Below are 14,700 nucleotides of genomic sequence, written 5' to 3' on the forward strand. Positions count from 1 at the left end.
TATTGGAAGGCGGCCGGCATCGTGAGTAATGCAGAAGCCACGACTTCATCAGACGCTACCGGAACGGGTACCGCTGTTGCTGCGCCCGCCAACAATCCCGAAGCCGTCAGGCTCCGGGCGCTGTTGGAACCGGCGGTCCAGGCCAACCGCCTGTACCTCGAGGACGTATCCATCCTGGCCGGTTCACACCGCGTAGTCCACGTGGTGGTTGACCTGCCGCAGGAGGAAACCGGCGGCGTAAACCTCGATGTCATCGCGGACATCTCCAGGGTCCTCTCCGACGTCCTGGACAATGATCCCGCAGACGACGGGCGCCCCTACGACCTCGAGGTTTCCTCCCCAGGCGTCGCGCGTCCCCTCACCGAGGTCCGGCACTGGCACCGCGCCCGGGGCCGGATGGTCAAGGTCAACGTCATCCAGGGCGAAAACGTCACCGGCAGGGTCCAGTCCGTGGACGATTCCGGCGTCACTATCATCCCGGAGATCGCCGTCAAGAAGGGCATGAAGCCCAAGCAGGGCGAGCCCCAGATTCTTCCTTTCGACAGGATCCGTAACGGAAAAGTCGAGATCGAATTCAGCCACCTCGAAGAAGCTGGTCTGGAACCTGAGCACAATGGACCTTCTGAGGAGGCCTGATGGATATTGACATGAGCGCGCTGAGACTACTGGAGCGTGAGCGCGAAATTCCGCTGGACCTCCTGATCCCCACCATCGAGCAGGCGCTCCTGGTGGCGTACCACAAATCGCCCGGCGCCTTCGAGAAGGCCCGGGCCGAGCTGGACCGCAAGAGCGGCCACGTAACCATCTGGGCAGTGGAGATCGACGACGACGGCGCCCCCATCGGCGAGTTCGAGGACACGCCTGCCGGCTTCGGCCGTATCGCGGCGAGCACCGCACGCCAGATCATCCTGCAGCGCCTGCGCGACGTCGAGGACGACGCCATCCTGGGCGAGTTCAAGGGCCGCGAGGGTGAACTTGTGGCCGGCCTGATCCAGCAGGGCAACAACCCGCACATGATCCAGGTCAACCTGGGTTCGGTGGAGGCCCTGCTGCCGCCGCCCGAACAGGTGCCGGGGGAGAAGTACATCCACGGCAACCGGCTCCGCGCCATCGTTATCGATGTCCACCGCGGCACCAAGGGCCCGTCCGTCACCCTTTCCCGTTCACACCCGGGCCTCGTCCGGAAGCTCTTCGAACTGGAGGTCCCGGAGATCGCGGACCGCTCGGTGGAGATCGTGGCACTGGCCCGCGAGGCCGGACACCGCACCAAGATCGCGGTCAAGGCCCACACCCAGGGCATCAACGCCAAGGGCGCCTGCATCGGCGAAATGGGTTCCCGCGTCCGCGCCGTCATGACGGAACTGAACGACGAAAAAATCGACATCGTCGACTTCAGCGAGGATCCGGCAACGTTTATTGCCAGTGCACTTTCCCCATCGCGTGTGAATTCGGTCACCATCGTGGACGAGGCCACCCGCTCCGCGCGTGTGGTGGTCCCGGACTACCAGCTCTCGCTGGCCATCGGCAAAGAGGGCCAGAACGCCCGGCTGGCGGCCAAGCTGACGGGCTGGCGAATCGATATCGTCTCGGACGCTGCCCCGGCGCGCGAAAGCTAATCCGGTTCCGGGGCGGCGGCCGGCGGCGGATGCCTCCGGCCGAAGCCCCGGTTTCGGGCAGAAGTGCCCCGAGGGGCTAGAATAGACATGACCGCGCCTAACGGCCGGTATTCGTGTGCCCTGAGAATTCCCGTTCCGCCGATGCGGTTGGGGCCTCAGGGCCGGCAGTTATGAACGTCAGGAAGATACTCACCGTGGCAGAAGTGCTTCACACCGAGGATCAACCGCAGCGTACCTGCATCGGATGCCGGAAGAAGGCACCGCGGTCTGAGTTACTCCGGCTCGTCGCCGAAGGCAGCGGTTCCACCGCAGTGCTGGTAGACGAACGACGCCGGATGGCTGGCAGGGGTGCATGGCTGCACCCCAGCGAAGCGTGCCTGGCCCTGGCGGTCAAGCGGCGAGCATTCGGAAGGGCCCTCAACGGCGCAACCGGGTCCACCGCCGTCGAACGCCGGATCATGGCAGGCAAGCAGGACGCCGGCCCGTTGCAGGTACCCCTGGTAGCTGCAGCAAAAACCGTCCAACCTGAAAGCGGGTCAGAAAACTGATGGAAACCCGATGAGTTCCCAGCGATGAGTGCGCAACGATGACAACTTTGTTGCGCTCTGCAATGGGCCCTGTAGTTGCAACCGCGGCTGGGGCCCGCAGTAAGAAGTAGACGGTTCGTGCCTGGCTCGGTGCGGACCGAGACAGGAGAAATGTGGCCAAGGTCCGCGTACACGAGCTTGCTAAAGAGCTCGGTATTACTTCCAAAGATGCAGTAACCAAACTGCAGGAACTGGGCGAATTCGTTCGCTCCGCCTCTTCAACCATTGAGGCCCCGGTGGTGCGGAAACTCCGCAACGCCTACCCCGACGCAGCTGCCAAGACCGCAGCTCCGGCAGCCGCGCCCAAGGCGCCTGCCCCGTCGGCCGACACACGACCCGCAGCACCTGCTCCGGGCCCCGCAGCTCCTTCAGCCCCGGCGGCACCAGCTGCTGCGGCTCCGGCTGCACCCGCACCCGCTGCCGTTTCCGCAGCTCCGGCAGCACCTGCCGCAGCACCGGTTGCGCCAGCCCCGGCCGCAAGCGCACCGTCCACCGGCGCCAAGCCCGGTGCCCGTCCGGCACCGAAGGCTGAAGCCCCGGCCGCACCGACCCGCTCTGGCGGATCAACACAGGGTGGTTCGCAGGGCGGCTCCGCACCGCGTCCCGGCGGTCCCCGTCCGGGCAACAACCCGTTCGCCACGTCCCAGGGCATGCCCCGCGGCCGCGGTGGCGACGGAGAGCGTGCTCCCCGTCCGGGTAACAACCCGTTCGCTCCTTCGCAGGGCATGCCCCGGGCCGGTGGCCGTCCCGACGGCGACCGTCCCGGTGGTCCGCGCCCCGCAGCCGGTGCAGGCGGCCCCCGTCCCGGTGGTCCGCGTCCCGCGGCTGGTGCAGGTGGCCCCCGTCCGGGTGGTCCGCGTCCCGCAGCAGGCGCCGGCGGCGCTGGTGGTCCGCGTACCGCGGGTGCCGGTGGAAACCGTCCTACTCCGGGCATGATGCCCAACCGCACTGAGCGTCCCGCACCCGCTGGTGCAGGCCGTCCCGGTGGCGGCGCCCGTGGTCCCGGACGTCCGGGTGGCGCTCCAGGCACCGGTGGCGCACCGGGTGCCGGTGGCGGCGCTCCGGCCGGCGGTGGCTTCGGCAAGGGTGGCCGCGGTCGCGGTGGCACCCAGGGTGCTTTCGGTAAGGGCGGCGCAGGCCGCGGCAAGCAGCGCAAGTCGAAGCGTGCCAAGCGCCAGGAACTCGAGCAGATGAGTGCTCCGTCGCTGGGTGGCGTGAGCGTACCCCGCGGCGACGGCAACACCGTAGTCCGGCTTCGCCGTGGCTCGTCCATTACGGACTTTGCCGACAAGATCGAGGCAAACCCCGCAGCACTGGTGACGGTCCTCTTCCACCTCGGCGAAATGGCCACGGCCACGCAGTCGCTGGATGAGGAAACCTTCGCACTGCTCGGCGAGGAGCTTGGCTACAAGCTCCAGGTTGTGTCGCCGGAGGACGAGGAGCGCGAGCTGCTCTCCGGCTTCGACATCGACTTCGAAGCAGAACTCGAAGCCGAAGGCGACGAAGACCTCGAGGCACGTCCTCCGGTTGTCACCGTTATGGGCCACGTTGACCACGGTAAAACCCGCCTGCTCGATGCCATCCGCAAGTCCGACGTTATGGCGGGCGAGCACGGCGGCATTACGCAGCACATCGGTGCTTACCAGGTCACGCACACCCACGAAGACATCGATCGTAAGATCACCTTCATCGATACTCCGGGCCACGAAGCGTTCACCGCCATGCGTGCCCGTGGTGCGAAGGTCACCGACATCGCCATCCTGGTGGTCGCAGCGGACGACGGCGTAATGCCGCAGACCGTTGAGGCACTCAACCACGCGCAGGCAGCAAATGTGCCGATCGTGGTGGCTGTGAACAAGATCGATAAGGAAGGCGCCAACCCGGAGAAGGTCCGCGGCCAGCTGACCGAGTACGGCCTGGTTCCCGAAGAATACGGTGGCGACACCATGTTCGTGGAGGTCTCTGCCCGCCAGAACCTCAACATTGACGAGCTGCTCGAGGCCGTCCTGCTCACCGCGGACGCTGCCCTGGACATGCGCGCCAACCCGAACAAGGACGCCCGCGGTATCGCGATCGAAGCCAACCTGGACAAGGGCCGCGGTTCCGTGGCCACCGTCCTGGTGCAGTCCGGCACCCTGCGTGTCGGTGACACGATCGTGGCCGGTACGGCTCACGGCCGCGTCCGCGCCATGTTCGACGACGACGGCAGTGTCCTGACCGAGGCCGGCCCGTCCCGCCCCGTGCAGGTTCTGGGTCTGTCCAACGTGCCGCGCGCCGGCGACACCTTCTTTGTGACCGCTGACGAGCGCACCGCCCGCCAGATCGCCGAGAAGCGTGAAGCAGCCGACCGCAACGCCGCGCTCGCCAAGCGCCGCAAGCGCATCAGCCTGGAAGACTTCGACCAGGCCGTGGCCGACGGCAAGATCGACACCCTCAACCTCATCCTCAAGGGTGACGTGTCCGGTGCCGTGGAAGCCCTGGAAGACGCACTGCTCAAGATCGACGTCGGCGAAGGCGTGCAGCTGCGCGTCATCCACCGCGGCGTTGGTGCCATCACGCAGAACGACGTCAACCTGGCAACGGTCGACAGCGCCGTTATCATCGGCTTCAACGTCAAGCCTGCCGAGCGGGTTGCTGAACTGGCAGACCGCGAAGGCGTGGACATGCGCTTCTACTCCGTCATCTACGCAGCAATCGATGACATCGAGATGGCCCTCAAGGGCATGCTCAAGCCGGAGTACGAAGAGGTCCAGCTGGGCACCGCCGAGGTCCGCGAAGTCTTCCGCTCTTCCAAGTTCGGAAACATCGCCGGTTCCATCGTTCGCTCGGGCATCATCCGACGCAACACGAAGGCCCGCATCAGCCGCGACGGCAAGATCATCGGTGAGAACCTCACCGTTGAGACGCTCAAGCGCTTCAAGGACGATGCCACTGAGGTCCGCACGGACTTCGAGTGTGGTATCGGTCTTGGTTCGTTCAACGACATCACCGAGGGCGACATCATCGAGACCTTCGAGATGCGCGAAAAGCCGCGCGTCTAAGGTTCGTTGCTTTCGCCGGTGGGGCCGCTGGGATTTTTCCGGCGGCCCCGCCCCTTCGCTGGGTGGCCAACGTCTTACGACGTCGGCCGCCCAGCTCCGATAGGCCCGATGCCACTCCCTGGCCGCCGGAAAAAATCCCAACGGCGTCCGTCGTAGACTCGCCTTAGGTGCGTGGCATCAAAACCCAACAGTTGTGCGGGCACCGTTCCGGCGCCGTCGTACATCCCAAATTTTTAGGAGTGGAAATGGCTGATCCCGCACGGGCTGCCAAGTTGGCGCAGCGGATTAAGGTTGTTGTTGCTGAGGCCTTGGGCCGGAAGGTTAAGGATCCTCGGCTGGAGGGCATTACTGTTACCGATGCCCGGGTGACCAATGATCTGCAGCATGCCACGATCTACTACACCGTTTTCGGCGACCAGGCTGTGCAGGCCGATGCTGCCAAAGGCCTGGAGAAGGCCAAGGGTGTGCTCCGCCAGGAGGTGGGGCGCAACGTGACTGTTCGCCTGACGCCGACGCTGGAATTTGTGGCGGACCAGATCCCCGTCGTTGCCTCAAACCTGGAGGACCTGCTCCGGGCCGCCAAGAAGCGCGACGCCGAGGTGGCTGCGCTGGCCGAAAACGCCAAGCACGCCGGCGAGGCCGATCCGTACAAGAGCGACGTTCCCGCCGATGTGGAGATCGATGAGGACGACTTCGACGAAGAGGATATTGACCTCACCGACGACGAAGACCTCGACGAAGACGCCAACAAGTAACTTCATACGAAGAAGGCCCGGACCCGAAGTTGGGGTCCGGGTCTTTTCGTCTGCGGGATGTTTCCTGAGTTTCCTACCGGATACTGGCCTTGAGGACCGTTCCAGCGGTGAGGTCAGCGAAGCTGAAGCCGGCTGTGGCATAGAGGGTTTTCCCTCTCAGTTCCACCGCGGCAGGACCGTCGACGGCCAGGAACTGTGACTGTTCGCGGGTCCAGGCGTCGATCCTGACGATCTCATTGCCGAACATCGACGCTGCGTAGACGTCCCCACTGCCGGATACGGCGATGCCCGTGGGGCTCAGGATCTCATCGGCCCACAGGTGGATCGCCCCGGTCCATGGATTGACCCGGAAGATGGCGCCGCGGTGGCCCAGGGAAGGATCCTCCGGACCGCCCGGCAGCGACGAGACGTACAGCCAGCCGTCGGGGCCGATCTCTACATCGGTGGGCACCGGTTCAAATGCGTAGTCGTGTCCGACAACGCAGGACGGGAAGCCAACAGCCGCGGCAGCCTCTGCAGTGGCTTCCGCCGGACGCGGAGGCAGGACCGCGAGGGTGGAAGTCTCCCCGGTGGCGGCGTTGACCTTGAGGATGGCATTCATCCCGGCGTCGGCCACGAAGACGGTATTGCCGTGAACCGCTGTGGCATAGGGGTGTGAGTCGACCGCCCCGGAGTATTGTGCCGGCGGGAAGGGCGCCGTAATTTGGGCCAGGCACTCGTCGGTCACGTCGGACCCGAAGCCATAGTCCTGGAATCCGTCCGGGTTGTTCTGACGCTCGTAGGTCGCGAGGTCCACAATGGTCCTGACCTCCCCGCGCCTGTCGATTGACTTCAAATAGCCGGCCAGCGCTGTGGGATCTCCGCCGCCTCCCCCGACGCTTTCGACGAAAAACGTCGTCGTGCCCCGTGTCTCAACACCGCCAACGTCCCAGCCCGCATTCGTGTAAACGTTTGTCGTTTGCCCGTCATCCTCGACGCGGTCCAGCGTGCCCGCAAAGTTCTGCGTGACGAGGACGCTCTTGCCAGGACCCAAGGCCAGGCTCAACGGCGTCATCAGGTGCTCCGCCAGGGTTTCGGGTCCGGACGGTTTCTGCGTAGCCGTGGCGGGCGCGACGGGGATGATCATCGCCGCTGCTGCCAGGCACGCGACGATCGGAAACTTCTTGTTCATTGGATCCTCCGGAGTTGACGTGCACCCCGTCGCCGGGGCCTGGCCTGAGACCAAGTCAAAGCGATCCGAACTGCCCCCCGGCGCTAGGTTAGTCCCGCGAAAGCAATGACGTCGACAGCATTTCCCCCTAATGTGCCCCCTATTTTGAACCGAAAACCTGGGTCATGGCTAGGATCTAGTTATGACGCAGGCGAGCGACAACCACGAGGCCACCCGATACCTGGAACAGGCCATTGAGCTGGCTGTCCGGAACGTCTCCGACGGCGGCGGGCCGTTCGGTGCGCTGGTGGTGACCCCGGATGGGCGGGTCCATGAAGGCATCAACCGGGTCACGCGGGACAACGACCCCACGGCCCATGCAGAGGTGGTGGCAATCCGCACTGCGGCGACCGCAGGCGCCACGTTCGACCTGAGCGGCGCCGTGCTCTACACCAGCTGCGAGCCGTGCCCGCTGTGCCTGTCAGCCGCGCTGTGGGCGCGGATTGATCGCGTCTATTTTGCGGCCGACCGCCATGGTGCAGCCGCGGCCGGTTTCGACGACGCCGTGTTCTACGAGTACTTCAACGGCACCCGTCCGGAACTTCTGCCGGTCGCCCATACCGCCATTCCGGCGTCGGACGCTCCGTTTGACGCATGGCGTAGCAACGCGGGGCGAAAGAGATACTGAGCCGGAGGCTCCTTATGGAAACTGGACTGATCAAATGCCCGACCTGTGGAAAGACCAATCGCGTCCCGGCCGCCGCGTCCGGCCGGCCGCGGTGTGGAAACTGCAAGAAGGGCCTTCCCTGGATTACAGCCGCTGCGGACGATGACTTCGCGGTGGTGGCCGAGCAGTCGCCGGTTCCCGTGCTGGTTGACTTCTGGGCAGAATGGTGTGGCCCGTGTCGGATGGTGAGTCCGGTTCTGGACACGTTGGCCACTGAACGGGCCGGCCGGATCAAGCTGGTCAAGGTTGACGTTGACCAGTCCCCGCGACTATCCAGCCGGTTCGATATCCAGGCCATCCCCACATTGATGATCATCGACGGTGGAAGGGTACTGGCCAGACAGGCCGGGGCGGCACCTGCTGCGGTGTTACGGTCCTGGGTGGACGGCGTGCTGGGCGCCAGCCCCGCCTAGGCTTCCGGGATTACCCGACCCGCTTCGGCAGCCTGCCGATACCCTCCACCAAGTCGTTGCGGGTACCGCACAGCGCGATCCGTACCCAGCCCTCGCCGATCGAGCCAAAGGCAGTTCCCGGCGCAAGCGCAACGCCGGAATCGGCCAGGAACCGTCGGGTCCAGCTGCGGACGTCCCCGTCGCTGACATGGGAGACGTTGGCCCACAGATAGAAGGCTCCCTGTGCACTCAGGTACGGGATTCCCTTGGCCTCCAGTACTGCTGAGGCCGCGTCCCGGTTGGCCCGGTAGTGGTCATGGGCGTGGCGGACGTAGTCCTGCGGGCCTGTCAGTGCCGCGAGCGCTGCATACTGCGACGGCGAGGCAACGCAGGAGACAATCGCTTCCATCACGTTGTTCATCTTCTGCTCCAGCCCCGGCGGACAGACCAGGGCGCCGATCCTCAGGCCGGTGAGGCCGTACGTCTTCGAGAGAGTCAGCGCCGTGAACACGCGCGCCTCGCCGGGCACGTCGCTGTCGAACCGGGCCGGGCTGACGTGGGGAACGTCGTAAGTGAAGGCCTCGTAGCATTCGTCGGAAATGATCCAGAGATCGCGCTTGCGGGCCAGGTCCACAAGTTGCCGGGTCAGGTCCTCGCCGAGGACGGCGCCCAGCGGGTTGGACGGGGAATTCAGGATGAGCACCCGGGTCCGGTCCGTGATGAGCGCTTCAATGTCCTGGATCCGCGGCTGGAAGTCATGCTCGGGATACAGCGGGTAGCCCACCGGCACGGCATTCAGGAGCCGGCTGGTCATGGCGAACGTGGGGTAGCCGGGGTTCGGGATCAGGATCTCGTCGCCGGGGGAGAGCAGGAGGCTCATGGCGAAGTGCAGGCCCTGTTGCGCTCCGTCCACCACGTAGACGCGCTCGGCACCGAGGCTGGTGTTGAGTCCGGCGCGTTCACGGAACCGGGTGGCGAACGCTTCACGGAGGGCCGGGATGCCGGCGTTGGGGGTGTAGTTCGTTTCGTCCCGGTCGAGGCACGCCATGCCGGCTTCCAGGATATGGCGGGGGAGCGCGAAGCCCGGCTCGCCGATGCTCAGGACGATGGCCCCGGGAGTATGCCAGGCGGCCTCGGTGATTTCGCGGATCTGGTTGACGGGGACGTCGCGCGCGTGCGCCGCAAGCTCAGGCATGGATGCCATCCTAGCCGCCACCCGCGCAACTGGGCGGGGACCGTCGCCAGCGCCGATATACTGGGAAGCGTGCTTTCTGGACTGGTGATAGTGGACAAACCGCAGGGATGGACCAGCCATGATGTGGTTGGTCGGATGCGGCGTCTCGCCGGGACCCGGAAAGTGGGGCACGCCGGCACCCTTGATCCCATGGCTACCGGCGTCCTGGTGGTCGGCATCAACAAGGCCACCCGGCTCCTGACCTACATCGTGGGCACGTCCAAGACGTACACGGCAACCATCCGGCTGGGCCAGTCCACCATCACGGACGACGCCGAAGGTGACGTGATTGCCGCCGTCAGCGCCGCCGCCGTCGCCGACGAAGCAATTCACGACGGCGTCGCCGCCCTCACAGGTGAAATCCAGCAGGTGCCCAGCAGCGTCAGCGCCATTAAAGTCAACGGTGAACGCGCCTACGCCCGGGTCCGCTCCGGTGAAGAGGTAAAGCTCGCGGCGCGCCCGGTCACCATCCACCGTTTCGAAGTTCACGCCATCAACCGGGAAGCGGGCGGCGACGTCGTGGACCTTGATGTCACCGTTGAGTGCTCATCCGGTACGTATATCCGCGCCCTCGCCCGTGACCTCGGCGACGGACTGGGAGTGGGCGGCCACCTGACCGCCCTCCGCCGGACCCACGTTGGCCCCTACTCGCTGGATCAGGCCCGGACGTTGGAGCAGCTGGCCGAGGAGCTGAATGTCCTGGAGATGTCCCAGGCTGCCCGGGCACTGATGCCCAACCGCGAACTCACAGCCGAGGAGGCCACCGAGATTTCCTTCGGACGCCGGATCGCAGCGGGATCGGAAGCAGGAGATCCCGCGGCTGCCACCACCGAGCACCCCGCGGCAGCGTTCGCGCCGGACGGCAGCCTCGTGGCGCTCCTGGCGGACTCCGGAAACTTTGCCAAGCCTGTCCTGGTATTCGCGCCGGGCAACGGTGCGTCCGAAAAAAATGCGCCCCGGAATGCTGCGCCCGAGAATGCTGTGCCCGAAGATGCTGCGGGCGGGGACACCTAGGCATGGACGCCTATTTCTACATCATCCTGGTGGTCGGCCTGCTCTCCAGCGGAATCTGCCTCGGTGCCGGCATCCTGAAAAAAGCCCCCAACGACCTCACCATCCTGTCCGTTGCCGCCGTCGAGCTGGCATTGGTGGTTTACCTGGTGGGTTCGATCGTGCGGGTGATCGCGGGCGAACCGATTGCCGGGGAAGCCTGGGAATTCTGGGGATACCTGGCCACGGCGATGCTCCTGCCGCCGGCAGCCGTGTACTGGTCCATCCTGGAACGGACCCGCTGGAGCAACTTTGTCCTCGCCGCCGTCGGTGTCACAGCCTTGGTGATGGCCGCCCGCATGAACCAGATCTGGTACTGAAATGGAAGAAGCACGCAACGTGAAAGCACCTCGTTCCGAGGCCGCCCGGGCCAAGGCAGATGCCAAGGCCGGCGTCAAGGACACTCGGAACACCGGCCCCGGACGCCTGCTCATCGCCGTCTATGCAGTGTTTGCCATTTCGGCCACCGCACGCGCCGGTTACCAGATCCTGACCAAGTTCTCCGAAGCCCCGCTCGCCTACCTGCTTTCCGCGTTCGCGGCGCTGGTCTACGTGGTGGCAACGGTGTCCTTGGCCAAGCCCGGCCGCACCTGGTTCAAGATATCGCTGGCCGCCGTCCTGGTGGAGCTCGTCGGAGTGCTGGTGGTGGGGGCGTTGAGCGTGTTTGATTCTGTGGCGTTCCCGCATGAGACCGTCTGGTCCCTTTTTGGCCGGGGGTACGCGTTTATTCCGCTGCTGCTGCCTGTCCTGGGACTGGTGTGGCTGTACCGGCGCCGGCCGAACCAACAGTAGACCGCACCAGCAGCAAACAGCACCAGCAGCAAACAGCACCAGCGATCGGCCTCCGCGGTCGGGCCTCCGGACACGTCCGCGCGTGCCATCCAGTTGGCCCGGCGCCGTCCGGCAGCAGTACTGATTGCGGGTAATCTTAGAGAGTTCCGGCGCCGGTGCGTTCGGAGAGATGTCAGTTTTAGGCAGTAAAAGGCGAGGGTGATGGTCTACATCTGGAACGATCCGTCCGAGGTCCCGGCGGACTTTGGTCCCTCCGTTGTCACTTTTGGCAACTTCGACGGCGTCCATCGCGGGCACCAGCAAGTGCTTTCCGAGCTAATCCGCTCGGCCCGCTTCAACGGGACGAAGGCCGTTGCCGTCACCTTTGACCCGCACCCGGCCCTGATCCACCGCCCGGAGTCCGCGCCCGAAATGATCATGGGCCTGCAGGACAAACTGGTGGCGCTGGGGGAGCTGGGCCTGGATGCCATTTTGGTGATGAAGTACTCGCTGAACCTGGCCAGCCTCACCCCTGAGGAATTTGTGGGCCAGGTCCTGGTGGACAGCCTGCATGCCAGCCACGTGGTGATCGGACACGATTCCCGGTTCGGCCGCGGCAACTCCGGTGACCTTAGCACCATGAAGCAGCTGGGCGAAAAGTTCGACTTCGACGTCCAGGTCATCAGCGAATTCGGTTCGGAAGGCTACCCGCTGCATGACGACGACGGCACCGACCGCCGCTGCTCCTCCACCTGGGTGCGTGAAGCATTGCAGGAAGGCGACGTCGCCACCGCCGCAGCGGTGCTGGGACGGCCCCACCGTATGCGCGGCGAGGTTGTCCACGGTGCTGCCCGCGGCCGCGTACTCGGGTTCCCCACCGCAAACCTTGCCCACGAGGCCACCGGGTTCATCCCCGCGGACGGCATCTACGCCGGCTGGCTGGTGGACCAGGCCGGCACTCGCTGGCCGGCGGCCATCTCGGTGGGGTCCAATCCCACGTTCGACGGCGTCAGCCGCCAGGTCGAAGCCCATGTGATTGACCGTCCGCACGAGGCCGTGGAGGATTTCGATCTGTACGGCCAGACAGTAGTGGTCGAATTTGTGGCCCGGCTCCGCGGCATGGTGGCATACCGTGGGCCGGAGGCGCTTGTTGACCAGATGCGTCTGGACGTTATTCAGGCCCACGATCTCCTGGTGCGGCGCTGACCCGGTCCCACCCGCACCAAACACCCAGAGAGGCAGCACCGTGGCCGTCGAGAAGAACACCCGCAAACTGGACAAAGGCATAGTCCGCGATTTCAGTTCCCGGATGAGCTACGCGTCCTACCTCCAGCTGCCCACCCTGCTCAGTGCACAGCAACCTGTCAGCACGCCCGAACACCACGACGAGCTGCTGTTCATCATCCAGCACCAGACCACCGAGCTGTGGCTGAAGCTGGTGCTGCACGAGCTCCGCAGCGCCGCGGCCTGGCTGCGTGCAGACGATCTCGGCTCCGCGCTCAAGGGCATCGCCCGGGTCAAGCACATCCAAAAAACCCTGACGGAGCAATGGTCCGTCCTGGCCACGCTGACGCCCACGGAGTACTCCCAGTTCCGCGGGTTCCTGGGCAACTCCTCCGGCTTCCAGTCCAGCCAGTACCGGGCCGTCGAGTTTGTCCTCGGCAACAAGAACCGCAAAATGCTGCCGGTGTTCGAATCGGACCCGGAAGCGCACGCCATGCTGGAGGAGTTGCTGAACGCGCCCAGCATCTACGACGAGTTCCTGGCCTACCTGGCCCGGCAGGGCTTCGACGTGCCACAGTCCGTCCTGGAGCGGGACGTCACCCGTGCCCACGAGTTCTGCCCTGAGCTGGTGCCGCTGTTCAAGCACATCTACGAAAACGCCGCCGCTAACTGGGGTGCCTACGAGGCGTGCGAGGAACTGGTGGACCTGGAAGATAATTTCCAGCTCTGGCGGTTCCGGCACCTGCGAACCGTCCAGCGGACCATCGGGATGAAAGCCGGAACCGGGGGATCCAGCGGCGCTGCCTTCCTGCAAAAGGCCCTTGAGCTTACTTTCTTCCCGGAACTGTTCGCGGTACGAACGGAGATCGGCCAGTGAGCAGCGCAAGGGACACGAACATGGAGAACCACGACGCCGCCGCCCTCCTTGAGCAGGCCGCGCAACTGGATGCAGGCGACCCGTTGGCGCGCTACCGCGGCCTCTTCATCGGGACGGACACCGCCCTTTCCTACCTCGACGGCAATTCCCTGGGGCGCCCGCTGAAGCGGACACAGCGGGACATCAGCACCTTTATCGGGGAAGGCTGGGGCGGCTGGCTCATCCGTGGCTGGGATGAGGAATGGCTGGACCTGCCCCAGACCATCGGCGATCAGCTGGGCCGCGCTGTCCTCGGCGCAGCCCCGGGCCAGACCGTCATCGCCGACTCCACCACGGTGGTGCTCTACAAGCTGATCCGCGCCGCGCTGGCCACCGTGTCTGACCCGGCCCGCACAGAGATTGTCCTGGACACGGATAACTTCCCCACGGACCGCTACCTGGTCGAGGGCATCGCCCGCGAGGAAGGACTCACCCTGCGGTGGATCGAAGCGGATCCGGCGTCCGGCGTCACCGTCGAACAGGTGCGGCACGCAACCGGCCCGGCCACCGCCGTCGTACTTTTGAGCCACGTGGCCTACCGCTCAGGCTTCCTGGCCGACCTTCCGGGCATCACTGAAGTTGCACACAGCGCGGGGGCGCTGGTGGTCTGGGACCTGTGCCACTCCGCCGGATCCGTGGAGCTGGACCTGGACGGGGCAAACGTGGATTTTGCCGCGGGCTGCACCTACAAGTACCTCAACGGGGGACCGGGCTCGCCGGCGTTCGCCTACGTCAATCGCAGGCACCTGTCCGGTCTGAAGCAGCCGATCTGGGGCTGGATGGGACGCAAGGACGCGTTCGAGATGGCCGCAGGCTACGAGCCGGCGCCCGGTATCCGGAGTTTCCTCAGCGGCACTCCGGCCATCTTCGGGATGTTGGCCATGCGCGGCACCCTGGACCTCATCGAAGAGGCCGGCATGGCTGCCATCCGGGAGAAGTCCCTGAAACTCACAGCCTTCGCCGTTCAGCTGTTTGAGGCATGGCTGGAACCGGCGGGCGTCGAGCTGGCATCGCCGCGCGATCCGGAGCTTCGCGGGAGCCACATCACCCTGGACCATCCGGCGTTCAGGAACGTGACGGCGGCGCTGTGGGAACAGGACGTCATCCCGGACTTCCGCGCACCCCACGGGATCCGCGTGGGGCTGTCGCCCTTGAGCACCAGCTTCGCGGAGCTGTTCCGGGGGATGGCCGCCATTCGGGATCAGCTGCGTCGCTGAGGCGGTGCCTTTTGCCTGAC

The 14,700-nt window shown here is 65.4% G+C and carries 15 protein-coding genes; 13 read left to right on the forward strand and 2 right to left on the reverse strand.

Going from position 1 to position 14,700, the window contains the following annotated elements; genetic code table 11:
• Nucleotides 1–21: 21 nt before the first annotated feature.
• The 5 genes from rimP to rbfA all read left to right on the forward strand — a co-directional run bounded on the left by rimP (nucleotide 22) and on the right by rbfA (nucleotide 5,999).
• Complete coding sequence (rimP, locus tag NIBR502772_RS09475) at nucleotides 22–636, forward strand: ribosome maturation factor RimP (RefSeq protein ID WP_104063108.1); 615 nt, start codon at nucleotides 22–24, stop codon at nucleotides 634–636.
• The gene (gene nusA, locus NIBR502772_RS09480; protein ID WP_058929500.1) at nucleotides 636–1,616 is read left to right on the forward strand and encodes a transcription termination factor NusA; all 981 of its coding nucleotides are present in this window, start codon (nucleotides 636–638) and stop codon (nucleotides 1,614–1,616) included. Before rimP ends, nusA begins: the two co-directional genes overlap by 1 nt.
• Nucleotides 1,617–1,786: 170 nt before the next feature.
• Entirely contained in the window at nucleotides 1,787–2,164 is a 378-nt protein-coding gene (locus NIBR502772_RS09485; protein ID WP_141139999.1) for a YlxR family protein, read from the forward strand.
• Between the two features lie 152 nt (nucleotides 2,165–2,316).
• Complete coding sequence (infB, locus tag NIBR502772_RS09490; RefSeq protein ID WP_141140000.1) at nucleotides 2,317–5,244, forward strand: translation initiation factor IF-2; 2,928 nt, start codon at nucleotides 2,317–2,319, stop codon at nucleotides 5,242–5,244.
• A gap of 245 nt (nucleotides 5,245–5,489) precedes the next feature.
• Entirely contained in the window at nucleotides 5,490–5,999 is a 510-nt protein-coding gene (rbfA, locus tag NIBR502772_RS09495; protein ID WP_141140001.1) for a 30S ribosome-binding factor RbfA, read from the forward strand.
• A 73-nt stretch (nucleotides 6,000–6,072) separates the two neighbouring features.
• Here rbfA and NIBR502772_RS09500 read toward each other — a convergent pair whose 3' ends face one another.
• A complete protein-coding gene (locus NIBR502772_RS09500) occupies nucleotides 6,073–7,170 on the reverse strand; it encodes a ScyD/ScyE family protein (protein ID WP_141140002.1) in 1,098 nt (365 codons plus the stop codon).
• A gap of 181 nt (nucleotides 7,171–7,351) precedes the next feature.
• Here NIBR502772_RS09500 and NIBR502772_RS09505 point away from each other — a divergent pair, with 181 nt between their 5' ends.
• Both NIBR502772_RS09505 and trxA read left to right on the forward strand, forming a co-directional pair.
• On the forward strand, nucleotides 7,352–7,837 hold the full coding sequence (locus NIBR502772_RS09505; protein WP_141140003.1) for a nucleoside deaminase: 486 nt from the start codon (nucleotides 7,352–7,354) through the stop codon (nucleotides 7,835–7,837).
• A 14-nt stretch (nucleotides 7,838–7,851) separates the two neighbouring features.
• Nucleotides 7,852–8,289 carry a thioredoxin gene (gene trxA / locus NIBR502772_RS09510; RefSeq protein ID WP_141140004.1) on the forward strand — a complete coding sequence of 146 codons (438 nt, stop codon included), beginning with the start codon at nucleotides 7,852–7,854 and terminating at the stop codon, nucleotides 8,287–8,289.
• A gap of 10 nt (nucleotides 8,290–8,299) precedes the next feature.
• Here trxA and NIBR502772_RS09515 read toward each other — a convergent pair whose 3' ends face one another.
• Complete coding sequence (locus NIBR502772_RS09515; RefSeq protein WP_210412418.1) at nucleotides 8,300–9,463, reverse strand: pyridoxal phosphate-dependent aminotransferase; 1,164 nt, start codon at nucleotides 9,461–9,463, stop codon at nucleotides 8,300–8,302.
• A 69-nt stretch (nucleotides 9,464–9,532) separates the two neighbouring features.
• Between NIBR502772_RS09515 and truB the strand changes: the two genes are divergently transcribed.
• The 6 genes from truB (at nucleotide 9,533) to kynU (ending at nucleotide 14,680) form a co-directional block, all read left to right on the forward strand.
• Entirely contained in the window at nucleotides 9,533–10,516 is a 984-nt protein-coding gene (truB, locus tag NIBR502772_RS09520) for a tRNA pseudouridine(55) synthase TruB (RefSeq protein ID WP_210412419.1), read from the forward strand.
• A 2-nt stretch (nucleotides 10,517–10,518) separates the two neighbouring features.
• Entirely contained in the window at nucleotides 10,519–10,872 is a 354-nt protein-coding gene (locus tag NIBR502772_RS09525) for a hypothetical protein (RefSeq protein ID WP_141140007.1), read from the forward strand.
• Nucleotide 10,873: 1 nt separating this feature from the next.
• Nucleotides 10,874–11,344, forward strand: coding sequence for a hypothetical protein (locus NIBR502772_RS09530; RefSeq protein WP_141140008.1), 471 nt, complete (start codon nucleotides 10,874–10,876; stop codon nucleotides 11,342–11,344).
• A 201-nt stretch (nucleotides 11,345–11,545) separates the two neighbouring features.
• The gene (locus tag NIBR502772_RS09535) at nucleotides 11,546–12,529 is read left to right on the forward strand and encodes a bifunctional riboflavin kinase/FAD synthetase (RefSeq protein ID WP_141140009.1); all 984 of its coding nucleotides are present in this window, start codon (nucleotides 11,546–11,548) and stop codon (nucleotides 12,527–12,529) included.
• 40 nt (nucleotides 12,530–12,569) lie between these two features.
• Entirely contained in the window at nucleotides 12,570–13,424 is an 855-nt protein-coding gene (kynA, locus tag NIBR502772_RS09540) for a tryptophan 2,3-dioxygenase (RefSeq protein ID WP_141140010.1), read from the forward strand.
• Between the two features lie 20 nt (nucleotides 13,425–13,444).
• Complete coding sequence (gene kynU / locus NIBR502772_RS09545; protein WP_141142013.1) at nucleotides 13,445–14,680, forward strand: kynureninase; 1,236 nt, start codon at nucleotides 13,445–13,447, stop codon at nucleotides 14,678–14,680.
• The last annotated feature ends 20 nt before the right edge of the window (nucleotides 14,681–14,700 follow it).

The organism is Pseudarthrobacter sp. NIBRBAC000502772 (assembly GCF_006517235.1).
Classification (GTDB): Bacteria; Actinomycetota; Actinomycetes; order Actinomycetales; family Micrococcaceae; genus Arthrobacter.